Source organism: Duganella lactea (assembly GCF_009857505.1).
GTDB classification, from domain to species: domain Bacteria; phylum Pseudomonadota; class Gammaproteobacteria; order Burkholderiales; family Burkholderiaceae_D; genus Rugamonas; species Rugamonas lactea.
Genome location: NZ_WWCP01000048.1, coordinates 1 through 13,171 on the forward strand (window position 1 = coordinate 1; position 13,171 = coordinate 13,171).

Annotated in this window: 14 protein-coding genes and 1 other RNA gene; 1 reads left to right on the plus strand and 14 read right to left on the minus strand. The window is 63.6% G+C overall.

Annotated elements, in window-relative coordinates; all coding sequences use genetic code 11:
• The 3 genes from dnaX to ubiD all read right to left on the minus strand — a co-directional run.
• Positions 1-1,369 (minus strand): DNA polymerase III subunit gamma/tau (gene dnaX, locus GTP44_RS24300; protein WP_161021455.1); only part of this gene is annotated, 1,369 nt, incomplete at its 3' end.
• Between the two features lie 109 nt (positions 1,370-1,478).
• Positions 1,479-1,577: signal recognition particle sRNA small type (ffs, locus tag GTP44_RS24305), an RNA gene on the minus strand.
• Between the two features lie 15 nt (positions 1,578-1,592).
• Positions 1,593-3,077 (minus strand): 4-hydroxy-3-polyprenylbenzoate decarboxylase, encoded by a 1,485-nt coding sequence (gene ubiD / locus GTP44_RS24310; protein WP_161021456.1) that lies wholly within the window; start codon positions 3,075-3,077, stop codon positions 1,593-1,595.
• A 518-nt stretch (positions 3,078-3,595) separates the two neighbouring features.
• On the opposite strand from ubiD, the gene GTP44_RS24315 reads away from it, so the two are divergent.
• Positions 3,596-4,453, plus strand: coding sequence for a lytic transglycosylase domain-containing protein (locus tag GTP44_RS24315; RefSeq protein WP_229257068.1), 858 nt, complete (start codon positions 3,596-3,598; stop codon positions 4,451-4,453).
• 214 nt (positions 4,454-4,667) lie between these two features.
• Here the strand turns inward: GTP44_RS24315 and GTP44_RS24320 are convergent, their stop codons facing one another.
• The 11 genes from GTP44_RS24320 to GTP44_RS24370 form a co-directional block, all read right to left on the minus strand.
• Positions 4,668-4,805 (minus strand): hypothetical protein, encoded by a 138-nt coding sequence (locus GTP44_RS24320; RefSeq protein ID WP_160992193.1) that lies wholly within the window; start codon positions 4,803-4,805, stop codon positions 4,668-4,670.
• 77 nt (positions 4,806-4,882) lie between these two features.
• A complete protein-coding gene (locus GTP44_RS24325; protein WP_161021458.1) occupies positions 4,883-5,515 on the minus strand; it encodes a hypothetical protein in 633 nt (210 codons plus the stop codon).
• 183 nt (positions 5,516-5,698) lie between these two features.
• Entirely contained in the window at positions 5,699-6,169 is a 471-nt protein-coding gene (nusB, locus tag GTP44_RS24330; RefSeq protein WP_160992195.1) for a transcription antitermination factor NusB, read from the minus strand.
• 18 nt (positions 6,170-6,187) lie between these two features.
• A complete protein-coding gene (gene ribH, locus GTP44_RS24335) occupies positions 6,188-6,676 on the minus strand; it encodes a 6,7-dimethyl-8-ribityllumazine synthase (protein ID WP_160992196.1) in 489 nt (162 codons plus the stop codon).
• Positions 6,677-6,700: 24 nt separating this feature from the next.
• Positions 6,701-7,813, minus strand: a complete 1,113-nt coding sequence (gene ribBA / locus GTP44_RS24340; RefSeq protein WP_160992197.1) for a bifunctional 3,4-dihydroxy-2-butanone-4-phosphate synthase/GTP cyclohydrolase II — start codon at positions 7,811-7,813, stop codon at positions 6,701-6,703.
• A gap of 150 nt (positions 7,814-7,963) precedes the next feature.
• Complete coding sequence (locus GTP44_RS24345) at positions 7,964-8,593, minus strand: riboflavin synthase (protein WP_160992198.1); 630 nt, start codon at positions 8,591-8,593, stop codon at positions 7,964-7,966.
• Positions 8,594-8,601: 8 nt separating this feature from the next.
• Positions 8,602-9,669, minus strand: a complete 1,068-nt coding sequence (gene ribD / locus GTP44_RS24350; protein WP_202424215.1) for a bifunctional diaminohydroxyphosphoribosylaminopyrimidine deaminase/5-amino-6-(5-phosphoribosylamino)uracil reductase RibD — start codon at positions 9,667-9,669, stop codon at positions 8,602-8,604.
• Positions 9,670-9,739: 70 nt separating this feature from the next.
• Positions 9,740-10,294 carry a GspH/FimT family pseudopilin gene (locus GTP44_RS24355; RefSeq protein ID WP_160992200.1) on the minus strand — a complete coding sequence of 185 codons (555 nt, stop codon included), beginning with the start codon at positions 10,292-10,294 and terminating at the stop codon, positions 9,740-9,742.
• Complete coding sequence (locus GTP44_RS24360; RefSeq protein WP_161021460.1) at positions 10,291-10,737, minus strand: type IV pilin protein; 447 nt, start codon at positions 10,735-10,737, stop codon at positions 10,291-10,293. The genes GTP44_RS24355 and GTP44_RS24360 overlap by 4 nt, the downstream gene beginning before the upstream one ends.
• Complete coding sequence (locus GTP44_RS24365) at positions 10,734-12,590, minus strand: pilus assembly protein (RefSeq protein ID WP_202424213.1); 1,857 nt, start codon at positions 12,588-12,590, stop codon at positions 10,734-10,736. The genes GTP44_RS24360 and GTP44_RS24365 overlap by 4 nt, the downstream gene beginning before the upstream one ends.
• Positions 12,587-13,171, minus strand: coding sequence for a pilus assembly PilX family protein (locus GTP44_RS24370; protein ID WP_161021461.1), 585 nt, complete (start codon positions 13,169-13,171; stop codon positions 12,587-12,589). Before GTP44_RS24370 ends, GTP44_RS24365 begins: the two co-directional genes overlap by 4 nt.

Sequence of the window (13,171 nt, forward strand, 5' to 3'; positions counted from 1 at the left end):
GCTGCACCGCTGGCGCTACCGAAGGTGTCGGAGCCGTCGGGGCCACAGCGGCAACTGGCGCCGCCGGGCGCAGCGGCGCGGCAGGCGCGTCATTGCGCGCCATCGCGGCGGCGCCGGCGATCACCGACGGCGGCACCACGCTGGCGTGGCTTGCCTGTACATTGGCGGCCGCGCGTGCCGGCGTGGCGCCGACGGCGGCACGGGCCGAAGCCATCGCCGCCTGACGCGACACCGCCGGCGCCGCCGCTGGTTGCCCCTCCGCCCCGCCTACGCCGGGGCGAAAGGCCAACATCCGTAACAGCGTCATCGAGAAGCCGGCATACTCATCCGGCGCCAGTCCCAATTCATTGCGGCCATGCACAGCGATCTGGTAATACAGTTGCACCTCTTCCGCGTCAAACGCGGCGGCCAGACGCACGATGTCGGCATACTCCGGCAAATCTTCCGGCAGCGCCGCCGGCACCGTCTGCGCCAGCGCGATCCGGTGCAGCAAGGTGCCCAGATCCTGCAAGGCACCGTTGTACGACAGGCTGCGCGTGGCCATCTCATCGGCCACGGCCAGCAGATCGGCGCCGTCCTGCGCCGCCAGCGCGTCGAGCAGACGAACCAGGTACGACTGGTCGAGCGCGCCCAGCATCCCCTGCACCGCGTCCAGCGTCACCGCGCCGGCGGCGTAGGCGATCGCCTGGTCGGTCAAGGACAGCGCGTCACGCATCGAACCATGCGCGCCGGTCGCCAGCAGGCGCAGCGCCGGCTGTTCAAAGCTGATGCCCTCCTGCCCCAGAATATTTTCCAGATGGCCGATGATGTGGCCCGGCGGCATTTGCTTCAGATTAAATTGCAGACAGCGCGACAGCACCGTCACCGGAATCTTCTGCGGATCGGTGGTCGCCAGAATGAATTTGACGTGCTCGGGCGGTTCCTCCAGCGTCTTCAACATGGCGTTGAAGGCGTGGTTGGTCAGCATGTGCACCTCATCGATCATATAGACTTTGAAGCGGGCATTGCTCGGCGCGTACACCGCCTGCTCCAGCAACTGCGCCATCTCGTCGACGCCGCGGTTGGAGGCGGCGTCCATTTCGATGTAATCGACAAAGCGGCCGCTGTCGATCGCGGTGCAGGCTTCGCACACGCCGCACGGCGTGGCGGTGATGCCGCCCTGGCCATCCGGTCCCACGCAGTTGAGCGACTTGGCCAGAATCCGCGACAAGGTGGTCTTGCCGACGCCGCGCGTGCCGGTAAACAGATACGCGTGATGCAGCCGGCCACTATGCAAGGCATGCGTCAGCGCGCGAACCACGTGCTCCTGACCGACGAGCGTTTCGAAGTTCTTCGGGCGGTATTTACGGGCGAGGACTTGATAGGACATGCTGGAATTTTACCGTATCGCGGGGTGCCAAAGCGGCCATTGTAACAAGTCGGGCTCGGATTGAGTAGAAATGAAAAAAGCCCCCCGAAGGGAGCTTTTTCATGAATCAGGAGGCGAGCCTGATCTGCGGCACTTATGGTAAACGGCTGTGGCTGCTTCGTTCCCGACCTGACCAGGTTGGCCATGCCACAATGCGCAGGGGCCCGCCAGACCGCATTATACCTTACAGCCCCAGTTCCTGCCAAATCTGATCGACACGCGTCTTCACCTCGGGCGACATGGCGATCACCGTGCCCCACTCGCGGCTGGTTTCGCCCGGCCATTTGTTGGTGGCGTCGATGCCCATCTTGCTGCCCAAACCGCTGACCGGCGAGGCGAAGTCGAGATAGTCGATCGGCGTGTTGTCGACCAGCGTGGTGTCGCGGATCGGATCGACGCGGGTGGTGATCGCCCAGATCACCTCGTTCCAGTCGCGGATATTGACGTCCTCGTCCACCACCACGATGAACTTGGTGTACATGAACTGGCGCAGGAAGCTCCACACGCCGAACATCACGCGCTTGGCGTGGCCGGCGTACTGCTTCTTGATCTGCACCACCGCCATGCGGTAGCTGCAGCCTTCGGCCGGCAAGTGGAAGTCGGTGATCTCGGTGAACTGCTTTTGCAGCAGCGGGATGAACACCTCGTTCAGCGCCAGGCCCAGCACGGCCGGCTCGTCCGGCGGCTTGCCGGTGTAGGTCGAGTGATAGATCGGATCGCGGCGCATGGTGATGCGGTCGATGGTGAACACCGGGAACCAGTCCTGCTCATTATAGTAGCCGGTGTGGTCGCCATACGGCCCCTCCAGCGCATGCTCGTAGCCGGACGGGTGGTTTTCGTCCGGATAGATATGCCCCTCCAGCACGATCTCGGCCGAGGCCGGCACACGCAGCTCGCTGCCGATCGCCTTGACCAGCTCGGTGCGACTGCCGCGCAGCAGGCCGGCGAACTGGTATTCCGACAGGCTGTCCGGCACCGGCGTCACCGCCCCTAATATAGTAGCGGGATCGGCGCCCAGCGCCACGCACACCGGATACGGCTTGCCCTTGCTCTGAATGGCGTGCTCGCGGAAGTCCAGCGCGCCGCCGCGATGCGCCAGCCAGCGCATGATGACCTTGTTCGGACCCAGCACCTGCTGGCGGTAGATGCCCAGATTCTGCCGCTTCTTATTAGGGCCCTTGGTGATGACCAGGCCCCAAGTGATCAGCGGCGCCACGTCGCCCGGCCAGCAGTGCTGGATCGGCAATTTCGACAAATCGACATCATGGCCTTCCCAAACGATTTCCTGGCATGGCGCGCCGCGCAACTCCTTCGGCGCCATGTCCCACACGGCCTTCACCAGCGAGCCCAGGCCCATCAGGTCCTTGAAGTTGCGCGGCGGTTCCGGCTCTTTCAAGCGCGACAGCACGTGGCCGATCTTGCGCAGTTCGCCGACCTCGCTGGCCCCCATGCCCAGCGCCACCCGGCGCGGCGTGCCGAACAGATTGGCCAGCACCGGCATGCTGTGGCCGGTAGGATGCTGGAACAGCAGCGCAGGTCCGCCGGCGCGCAACGTGCGGTCGCAAAACTCGGTCATCTCTAAATGCGGCGAAACAGGCGTCAAAATGGGTTTAAGTTCCCCCATTTCTTGCAGTTGGGAAATAAAATCTCGCAGATCGGAATATTTCATCGGTTTTTAATATTTTCTTACATTAAAGCGTACTGTTTAAAAATACAGGTCAAGTGGTTGATTTTATTGGTTTTCCATCGAACACAAGGGAAAATTCTAGATTTAAAAGTTATAAAGACGATTGTCGTTAGTATTGACTTGATATAAAACGCCTCATACAATCCACCCTACTTGAAGAGGACAGGTCTCTGGACGAGAAGTTTGTCGCTCATTCATTCACGGAGTCGGGGCTCCACATGACATTTTAAGGAGTGTTTTCAAAAGGCGTCTGCCTTCCTCCCCGAAAATAGTTGTATTGCATTCTGGTTGACTCCACTGGAGAGATCAGCAACAAGCAAGCAATGATGGCGTTCCATCGCACGCTCCCTACAGCGGCGACGAACGAATATTTCTGATGCACGGCATGAGCATGACCTGGGATAGCTGCGTCTGACGCTGGCAGGGACTCGCTTTTACGGACATTTCAGGGGAACTTTATGATTAATAGTAATACCGGTGCAACGTCGTTTGCCCGTTTGATGGCTTGCCAGCCAGCCGCGTGGTTATCCACGAAGCGCATTTCGGCAAAGGGCGTGTTGACCACCGCCCAGCACACCCTCACCATCGTTGGTGTGACCGCATTGGTTGTAATGGCAGTACTGTTTGTCCGTCCGGATTTGGCCAAAGCCCTCAGCGACAGCCTGAACCGCGCGCCGGAGACGGCCATGCCGGTCGTCACGGCGCCACCGCTGTCGGCCCTGATGGAAGCGCCAGCCACGCCGGCCGCGACCGCCAGCACCGACGCGTTGTCGGCTGAAGACAAGGCCCTGCTGGGTTCCGAGAAACAGCAGAAATGGGTGACCAGCTGGCTGTCGAAGCGTTACCGCGTCGCCGGCGACGCCACCAACATGCTGGTTTCGACCGCCTACCTGACCGCGCGCGAGATCAAACTCGATCCGCTGCTGATCCTGGCGGTGATGGCCATCGAGTCGGGCCTGAACCCGTTCGCTGAAAGCCCGATGGGCGCGCAAGGCCTGATGCAAGTCATGTCGAAAGTGCACCACGAGAAGTTCCAGGAAATGGGCGGCCTGCAAGCCGCGCTCAATCCGGTGGCCAACATCCGCGTCGGCTCGCTGATCCTGAAGGATTACGTGACCCGTGGCGGTTCGGTGGAAGCCGGCCTGAAGAGCTACGTCGGCGCAGCGGCCTTTGCCCATGATGACGGCTATGGCGCCCGTGTTCTGGCGGAGTACAACCGCCTGAAGCAGGTTTCGACCGGCAAGAAAGTACCGACCATCACCCCAGTGATGGCCGCCGCGCAAGCCAAGCCGGCAGCGCCAGTCGCCGCAGCCGATGCCGAGAAATCGGTCAACGGCACGCAGATCGCCGGCCTGTAATTCACGCCAGCATCGCAAGAAAGCCGCTTAGCCAAGCAACGTCGTCCTTGGCCAAGCGGCTTTTCTTATTTGAACACATCGTTCAGTGACGACGCTTACGGCACCAGCTCACTCCATTCAATCAATTGCGCCCGCTTGCTCCTGCGCCCCCTCTCTCCGTCCTTCCTCGCGTCCTTCCTGTCGTCCCACCTGACGTCCCTGCTCCAATCCTTTTTCAGCCCTGTAGGTAGTTATAGTCCAGCATGCGGCGCACCATGGCGGCGTCGCGTTGCGCCTGCACCTCGACGTGAATCAAAACCCACTGCACGCCGCCGTCGAGCAGGCGCACCTCGACCAGTTTGTCGGCGACCATGCTATCGGTGGCGGCGCCGAACCCAATACCCGCCAGTTCTTATCGTGTTGAGCTGGTTCAAACGGCCCGGCGGTTTTTCATGGGCAGGGACCGACGAGTAGTTTGCCCGTGTCGCGGAAGGGATCGCGTCCGCCGCTGAAGTTGTTGGACGCGGAGCGGTAGCAAACCGCACCCCCCCCAGGAGAAATAAATTTGGTGATGCGGCTGCCGTCCGCCGCCACCAACTCCACTTGGCGCGTGCCGCCACCTCGGTAGGCCTTGGCGATGGCCGTGCCGAGCTCGGTGTCGTCGTTGACCAGCTTGCGATCGCGTTGCGTAAAGGCGGCTTTCAGCGCCAGCTTGTCGGCGGCGGCCGCGCCCTTGATGACGCGCTGCTTCAGATCGTCCTGCGGCTTCACCGGCAAGGCAAACGGGTCGGAAGGCAGGGTGGGCGCCGACTCGGCCATCGCCGCCGGCTCCGACGACGCTGGCGCAGCGGCTGGCGCCAGCGGCATCGTGATCGCCCGCGGCGCGGTGGCGGCAACCGCCGCTGCCGGCGCGGGCGTGGGCGCGGCGCGCAATCGAGCCGGCGCTCGCCCGGCGGGATGCGCCGCCACAACGGCCGGCACCGGCCGTTGTGGCGGCGTCAGAATATAGGTGATCGGCGCGCGCGACGTCGCCGCGGCCACGACCGGCCGCTCCGGCGTTTGCCAGAACAGGAATCCCAGCACGTGTGCGCCGGCGATGAGCACCAGCCACCCGCGCCGCCGCCAATGTCGGCTATATAGTTCGATGATGCCGCTCCGGATGACTGAAAAGGCAATTCTGTCCGATACCCGGCAGCCGGGTCAAATCAACAATAAAAAAAGCCACCACACGCTACCGTGGGTGGCTCTGGACGATACCGGAAGCGATCAGCGCTTCTTGTCGGCGGCGACTTCCTCCGGACGAAACTGGGCGGCAACCTTGTCCAGCACGCCGTTGACGTATTTGTGGCCGTCGATGCCGCCAAACGATTTGGTCAGCTCCACCGCCTCGTTGATCACGACGCGGTAAGGGATTTCCAGATTGTTCTTCAGCTCGTAGGTACCGATCAGCAGCACCGCGTGCTCGATCGGCGACAGCTCGTTAATGCCGCGATCGACCAGCGGCGCGAAAATCTCGCGCAACTCGACCGACGAGCCGATGGCGCCGTTCAGCAGCACGGTGAAGTGCTCGGCGTCGGCCTTGTCGAAGCCGTGCGCGCCGCGAATGTGGTTGACCACCGTCGAGGCGGATTCATTGTTCAGCAACCACTGGTACAAGCCCTGCAGCGCGAACTCGCGCGCGCGGTGACGCGGCGTGCGGTTCTTGCTCGGGTTGGCGTGGGTAGTCTTATCAGTCATCTTGTTACCTTCGTGTGTTTACTCGTCGTCGCCCTGATCCTGGTTCAGCTCTTCCAGGGCGATGGTCAGATTGGCCATCTCGACAGCAACGCGGGCGGCGTCGGCGCCTTTGACGGCCATGCGCACTTCCGCCTGCTCGTCGTTCTCGGTGGTCAGGATGGCGTTGGCGATCGGGATGCCGTAGTCCAGGCCGATGCGGGTGATGCCCGCGCCGGACTCGTTCGACACCAGCTCGAAGTGGTAGGTCTCGCCGCGGATCACCGCGCCCAGCGCGATCAGCGCGTCGAACTGCTGCGACTCGGCCATCTTCTGCAGCACCAGCGGCACCTCCAGCGCGCCCGGTACGGTCACGTGCAGGATGTCCTCGTCGGCCACGCCCAGGTGCTTGAGCTCGGCCAGGCAAGCGGACAGCAGGCCGTGGCAGATGTCTTCGTTAAAACGGGCTTGTACCACGCCAATGCGCAGGTCTTCGCCGTTCAGATTGGTTTCGTAGCTTCCCACGGTCATGATGGCCTCTTGTATGTTGGTTAATTAATTAGGTTTGGCGACGTAGCCGGTCACTTCCAGATTGAAGCCGGTCATCGACGGCATCTTGCGCGGGCTGGCCAGCAGCTGCATCTTGCACACGCCAACCTCGCGCAGGATCTGCGCGCCGATGCCGTAGCTGCGCAGGTCCATGCTGGCCGCGCGGCCCTTCGGCTTGGCGTCGACCGGATGGCACAGCGCCTCGAACTGGGTGAAGAACTGCTCGGCGGTCTCTTCGCAGTTCAGCAGCACGATCACGCCGCTGTCGGCGGCCTTGATGGCGGCCATCGACGACGACAGGTTCCACGAGTGGGTGGTCGCCTCGGATTCCAGCACGTCGAGGATCGACACCGGCTGGTGCACCCGCACCAGGGTTTCCTTGCCTTGCTGGATGTCGCCGTGCACCAGCGCCAGGTGGGCCGAGCCACTCGGCTTGTCGCGGTAGGCGATCATGCGGAAGTCGCCATGGGCGGTCTTCAGCGTGCGCTCGCCGGCTTTTTCCACCAGCGACTCGTGGCGGCTGCGGTAGTGAATCAGGTCGGCGATGGTGCCGATCTTCAGATTGTGTTCCTTGGCGAATTCCAGCAGATCCGGCAGGCGCGCCATGCTGCCGTCGTCCTTCATGATCTCGCAGATCACCGAGGCCGGCGTCAGGCCGGCCATGGCGGTCAGGTCGCAGCCGGCTTCGGTATGGCCGGCGCGCATCAGCACGCCGCCCTTTTGCGCCTTCAGCGGGAAGATATGGCCGGGCTGGACGATATCGGACGGCTGCGCGTCCTTGGCGACGGCCACCTGGATGGTCTTGGCGCGGTCGGCGGCCGAGATGCCGGTGGTGACGCCTTCGGCCGCCTCGATCGAGACGGTGAAGTTGGTGCCGAAGGCGGTGCCGTTCTTGGTCGACATCATCGACAGTTCGAGCTGGTTGCAGCGTTCTTCGGTCAGCGTCAGGCACACCAGGCCGCGCGCGTACTTGACCATGAAGTTGATGGCTTCCGGCGTGACGAAGTCCGCCGCGAGCACCAGGTCACCTTCGTTTTCCCGGTCTTCCTCATCGACCAGGATCACCATGCGGCCAGCGCGCAATTCGGCGACGATTTCTTCGGTGCTGGAAATTGACATTTTTAATCCTTCAAGACGGAGCGAGACTATTTCAATAACCCGCTATTTTAAAGGATTTACGCCAGCCCTACTGTAAAACGGCGCTTTTATCACGCAAATGGCCGATTTCCACCGACGCCGCATGGCAATCCTGCAAACATTGTCGCGCGCTCAGGCCGCGCCGAGCGACACCATGCGCTCGACGTAGCGGGCGATCAGGTCGATTTCCAGGTTGACCTTGGCGCCGACGGCCAGATGCTTCAGCGTGGTGACGGCGATGGTGTGCGGAATCAGGTTGATCGAGAACTGGCACACCAGATCGGCGCCGGCGCCGAGATCGCTGATGCGATTGACCGTCAGCGACACGCCGTTGACCACGATCGAGCCCTTGTAGGCCAGGAACTTGGCCAGATCGTGCGGCGCTTCCACCACCAGCTCCCACGACTCGCCCACCGGCTCGAACTTGCGCACCACGCCCAGACCATCGACGTGGCCGGACACCAGGTGGCCGCCGAGACGCTCATTCAAGGTCAGCGCTTTTTCCAGATTCACTTCGGTCAGCGTGTCGAGGCCGACGGTCTTGTTCAGACTCTCGCGCGAGACATCGACGCGGAAGTTGGTGGCGTCCTTTTCGATAACGGTCATGCAGGCGCCGTTGATGGCGATCGAGTCGCCCAGGTTGACGTCGGCCAGTGGCAAGCCGCCGGCATGGATGTCCAGGCGCACGCCCGCGAACGAGCCGCCTTCGAGCGGCTTCACCGATTCAATTTTGCCGACAGCGGCGACGATACCAGTAAACATAGTTTTTCCTAATGAGTGAATCGGGCAAGGATGCGCAGATCTTCACCGATCTGCTTCACCTCGTGAAATTTCAACAACTTCCTGTCCGTCAGGTCGGTCAGCGCCGGCAAAGCGAACATGCCTTGCGCGTCACCGATCAGCGACGGGGCCAGATAAACCAGCAGCTCATCGACGCAGCCTTCACGAATCAGCGAGCCATTCAGATTGCCGCCGGCTTCGACGTGCAGTTCGTTGATCTGACGGCGCCCCAGCTCGCGCATCAACGCCGGCAGGTCCACCTTGCCGGCCGCGTTGGGCAGCAGCATGACGTCGTGGCCGGCGGCGGCCAGCGCCGCCTCCTTCTCCGGGTTGCCGACGGCGGCGGCGATCCACGTCCCGCCCCCCACCAATATCTTGGCGGACAGGTCAATATCAAGCTGGCTGTCGACCACGATGCGGCGCGGCTGACGCGGCGTCTCGATGGCGCGCACGTTCAATTGCGGATCATCTGCCTTGACGGTGCCGATGCCGGTCAGGATGGCGCAGGCCCGAGCGCGCCAATGATGGCCGTCGGCGCGCGCCTCCGGCCCGGTGATCCACTGGCTGACACCGTTATGCAGCGCCGTCATGCCATCCAGGCTGGCGGCGGTTTTCATGCGCACCCACGGCAGGCCGCGCGTCATGCGCGAGAAGAAGCCGATATTCAATTCATACGCCTGCTCGGCCAGCAGGCCGACGCTGGTCGCTATGCCATGCGCGGCCAGCTTGGCCATGCCCTGCCCCGCCACCAGCGGATTCGGATCCTCCATCGCCGCCACCACGCGGCCGAGGCCGGCGCGCACCAGCGCGTCCGAGCATGGCGGCGTGCGGCCGTGGTGGTTGCACGGCTCCAGCGTCACATAGGCGGTGGCGCCGCGCACATCGTGGCCGCGCGCCTGGGCTTCCTTCAGCGCCTGGATCTCGGCGTGGTCGCTGCCCGCCTGCTGCGTCACGCCGGCGCCGATGACCATGCCATCGCGCACGATCACGCAGCCGATGTGCGGATTCGGCGCCGTGGTGTACAGCCCCCTGGCCGCCCACGCTAGCGCCAGCGTCATGCCCTCCAGATCGTTCCTGATGTCCACGTTATTCCTGCTGAATTGGTTTCGCGACATTATAAAGGCTAGTTCAATCGCTTGCGCCGGCGCAGTCCGCCCCCTCCACGGCGGGATCGCAGACGCGGACGCGGCCAAGCATGTTGATGATGATGTTGCGGGCCTTGTCGCCCTGCTTGAGCGACAGCGTGCCCCAGCGGGCGGTCAGGCTGCTGGCGGCGCTGCAGGTGCGGCCGGCGGCGTTGTAGGCGACATAGGTTGGCGCATTGCCGGAGGTGAATCGGGAGGTGACGCGGATATCGTCGCGCAGCGGATCGTGACGGAACAGCAGCGGTTCGCCGGCGTCCGGACGGCGATTGCCGTTGCGGTCGATAAAAACGGCCCAGCCGCTGCGCCAGTCGGTGCCGGCGGTGTCAAGCGGCGCCATCAGCACTTTGCCGCCATGGGCGATGGCTTGGGAGCGGGTCAGGTCCAGCGCCGCCAGCAGGTCATTCACCGCCGCTTGCAAGCGCAGCCGCTGCAGCGACTGTTGAAAAGCCGGCGCGGCGACGCCAAGCAGTATCGCGGCCAGCACCAGCCCGATCAACAGTTCGATCAGCGTGAGGCCGGCGCGGCGGCGGCGGTTCATGGCCAGCACCCCATGGCGGGACCGGTGGCCAGGCGCACACCGGTGCTGGTCAGCTTGAGCGTGCGGCAGTCCGCATCGGCGAAGCGGCTATCCACCCGCCCGGTACCGGGCGTGGCGACGATCTGGATGCACTGCGCGATCGGCTCGTCATCGCAGGCCCGGCCTTCCAGCTCGTAGGCGCTGGTTTTTGGGTTGCCGCCGCTCCACCATTGGAAATGACGCGCTTCCGGCTCGGTGGCGCCGGCGGAGAAGGCGATGTATTGATTGTGCTGCGTGTGAAAGCGCTCCTGCTGCATCATCAACTTTAGCAGCGCCGATTGCGCCTCGTTGCGGCGCGTGCGGATCACATGCTGCTGATAAGCCGGCAACGCCTGCGACGCCAGCACGGCCACGATGACCAGCACCACCGCCAGCTCAATCAGGCTGAATCCCCGGCGTTTCATTTTGCGGCCTCGTGCAATTCACGCCAGTTGGCGATTTCACGCCAACTGAGACGCCCCACGCGGCGCGTCGCTTTCACGCTGCCGGCGGCGACAATCAACCCTCCGGCGCCGATCTGCGCCACAGCGTAATTCTTTTCCTGCCGAATCCGTCCCAACGCATCGCGCGTGCTGACCGCCATGGCCGGCGACAGCAGCAAGGGCGAAGGCGCATAGTCGGGCAACATGGCGCCAACCATCGCCTCGCCGCCCGGCAAACGCGCGATGAAGTTGCCATCGTCCGGCAAACCGGACAGCACGCTCAGCGCATAGCTGCGGCTGCGCGTCGGACTGCACAGATCCGCACCCGGCAGCACGGTGTTAAACAGCACGGCGCCGTCGGCCAGGATGCCGGCCTGGGTGCTGCGCTCTCTGGGCTCGGTGAAGTCGATAAACCAGCCTTTGCTGCCAGGCTCCATGGCCAGATCACCGCCATCCATGAATCGTCGCGTCAACTGGCTGCGACCGCTGATGACGTCGTGAAGATTGTCGATCAGAGCGTAGTAAGACTGCTGCGACGTGCTGGCGCGGTCCGCCGTTTCAATCAGTTGCCCGGTGCCGAACAGAATCATGTAGACGCCATCGCGACCATAGGCCAGCAGCGGCATTTCCGTGATCGGCTGATGCTTGCCGCTGGCGTCGCGCGCGGCAAACAGTTTATCGACCGCCCACGGTGCGCCGCCGCTGAAATCGAAGCGCCACAAATTACCATCCAGGTCGCCCGCGTAGCCATAGCGCAGCACACCGTCGCTGTCGTTGAGCAGCACCGGCGCGCTCAGCGCACCAGGATGCGTCTTGATGCGGTAGTAGTTGGCATTAAGCAGCCAACCTTCGCCCCTGGGTTTATCAAGCGCCAGCAGGAACAAGGCGCCATCGTGCGCATTGAGCCCATTGGCCACCACCGCGAAACGCCGATACACATCCTTGCTGACACGCACATTAGCGATGTGCGGCGGCGTGATGACATTGCCGATCAGCGGATCGTCGCGGCCGGTGAACTCCCACAGCACGCCCCGCCCCTCGGCAAAGCGCGCCGGATCGGCCACATCCAGTGCGAACACGCCTGTCGCGCCACCGCCCATGGCGGAGACAAGCGTGCCGCCACTGATGCTTGCGGGACCGTCCACGTAGGCGCGATGCACATAGGCCGGATTGCTCAACTGATGCAGATGTGCGATCAGCGCGTCCGGCACGTAGGCGAACAGTTCGATACCGGTTATGGCGTCAAAGGCATGCAACATGCCGTCATTGGCGCCAAGATAGACCGCCGCGCGTTTGCCAGGCTGGCTGTTGTAGACCGGCGTGCTATGAACCGCGTCGCCCAGGACACTGCTGCGTCGCCGAAATGGCGCGCCCTCCAGCGAGCGCTCGCCGCGCAGATACGCCACGCGCTGCTCGCCGACGCCGCCCCCGGCGTTCAACAACGCTTGCTGCGCGGATGATAGCGACGGCCATACAAACGGCACCATGTCCAGCGCCCCATCCGGCTGAATGACGGCCGTGTAGATTTGCCGCAGCGCCGGCGTCGGCATAGGCGGGCTGTCCGCCGAGCCGGTAAGGATGGCGCCAGCGTCCCACGCCAGCTTGCCACTCGCCCCACCTGTCGCTCCCGGAGCCAGCACATAACGCGAGAAATGGCCGCCCCAATCGCCGATATTGATCGCGGCCTGATACAAATCGCCACTATCCAGCAGCACAGGCCCGTTCGCTTTGCCTGTCTTACACGCAGCCACCACCGGCAAGCTGTCGATCTTCACCTGTGCCAGCGAGGCCGACGCCACGCAGCTGACCAGCGCCATCATCACGATCTTTTTCATGGCGTCCCCTCCGGCTTGCTGAACACGCTTTGCAAGACCACCTCCGTCTCGGGCCGCGCGCCGAAACCGATGACGCTGACCCGGTAGCAATACCGCAGCGCGGCGCCGGCCGACGCATCGTCACCGGGTTGATGGCACGCCATGCGCTCGATCAGATAACGCGGCTTCTTGAACGGCAAGAAGCCCTCCCCCGTCGGCATGGCGGACGCGGTGTACGCGCCATGCGCCACCGTGCACGCGCCGCCATCCTCCGCGCCGGACAAATCGACCACCTTCCACACCGGCGACGCCGTCCCGGCAGATTTCACGCGCAGGCCAGCGCCACCCGCGCCGCATTTTTCGGCAAAGCCCTCGCCCCCCTCGAACGCCGCGCGGCGCGCCGGATCGGTGCTGTCTTGAATATCGCGTTCCGCATCCATCAAGCCATCCTCCGCCGCCGCCAACGCAACGTCCCGGTCGCGCTCGCCGCGTGCCGCCTTCTCGCCCTGCAAGGCCAACCGCGCCGCCGAAGCGCCCAGCAGCATCACCATGATCAGCAGCATCAGGCTGACCAACAACGCAATCCCCCGCTGCCGACGCAT

Bases quoted from the DNA above. Each gene is read 5' to 3' on its own strand.
- GTP44_RS24315 (WP_229257068.1), top strand. From the start codon at position 3,596: ATGGCTTGCCAGCCAGCCGCGTGGTTATCCACGAAGCGCATTTCGGCA.
- GTP44_RS24355 (WP_160992200.1), bottom strand. From the start codon at position 10,294: ATGAACCGCCGCCGCCGCGCCGGCCTCACGCTGATCGAACTGTTGATC.
- GTP44_RS24370 (WP_161021461.1), bottom strand. From the start codon at position 13,171: ATGCGTCGGCAGCGGGGGATTGCGTTGTTGGTCAGCCTGATGCTGCTG.
- nusB (WP_160992195.1), bottom strand. From the start codon at position 6,169: ATGACTGATAAGACTACCCACGCCAACCCGAGCAAGAACCGCACGCCG.
- ribD (WP_202424215.1), bottom strand. From the start codon at position 9,669: ATGACGCTGGCGCTAGCGTGGGCGGCCAGGGGGCTGTACACCACGGCG.
- ubiD (WP_161021456.1), bottom strand. From the start codon at position 3,077: ATGAAATATTCCGATCTGCGAGATTTTATTTCCCAACTGCAAGAAATG.
- ribH (WP_160992196.1), bottom strand. From the start codon at position 6,676: ATGACCGTGGGAAGCTACGAAACCAATCTGAACGGCGAAGACCTGCGC.
- GTP44_RS24360 (WP_161021460.1), bottom strand. From the start codon at position 10,737: ATGAAACGCCGGGGATTCAGCCTGATTGAGCTGGCGGTGGTGCTGGTC.
- GTP44_RS24320 (WP_160992193.1), bottom strand. From the start codon at position 4,805: ATGGTCGCCGACAAACTGGTCGAGGTGCGCCTGCTCGACGGCGGCGTG.
- ribBA (WP_160992197.1), bottom strand. From the start codon at position 7,813: ATGTCAATTTCCAGCACCGAAGAAATCGTCGCCGAATTGCGCGCTGGC.
- GTP44_RS24345 (WP_160992198.1), bottom strand. From the start codon at position 8,593: ATGTTTACTGGTATCGTCGCCGCTGTCGGCAAAATTGAATCGGTGAAG.
- GTP44_RS24365 (WP_202424213.1), bottom strand. From the start codon at position 12,590: ATGAAAAAGATCGTGATGATGGCGCTGGTCAGCTGCGTGGCGTCGGCC.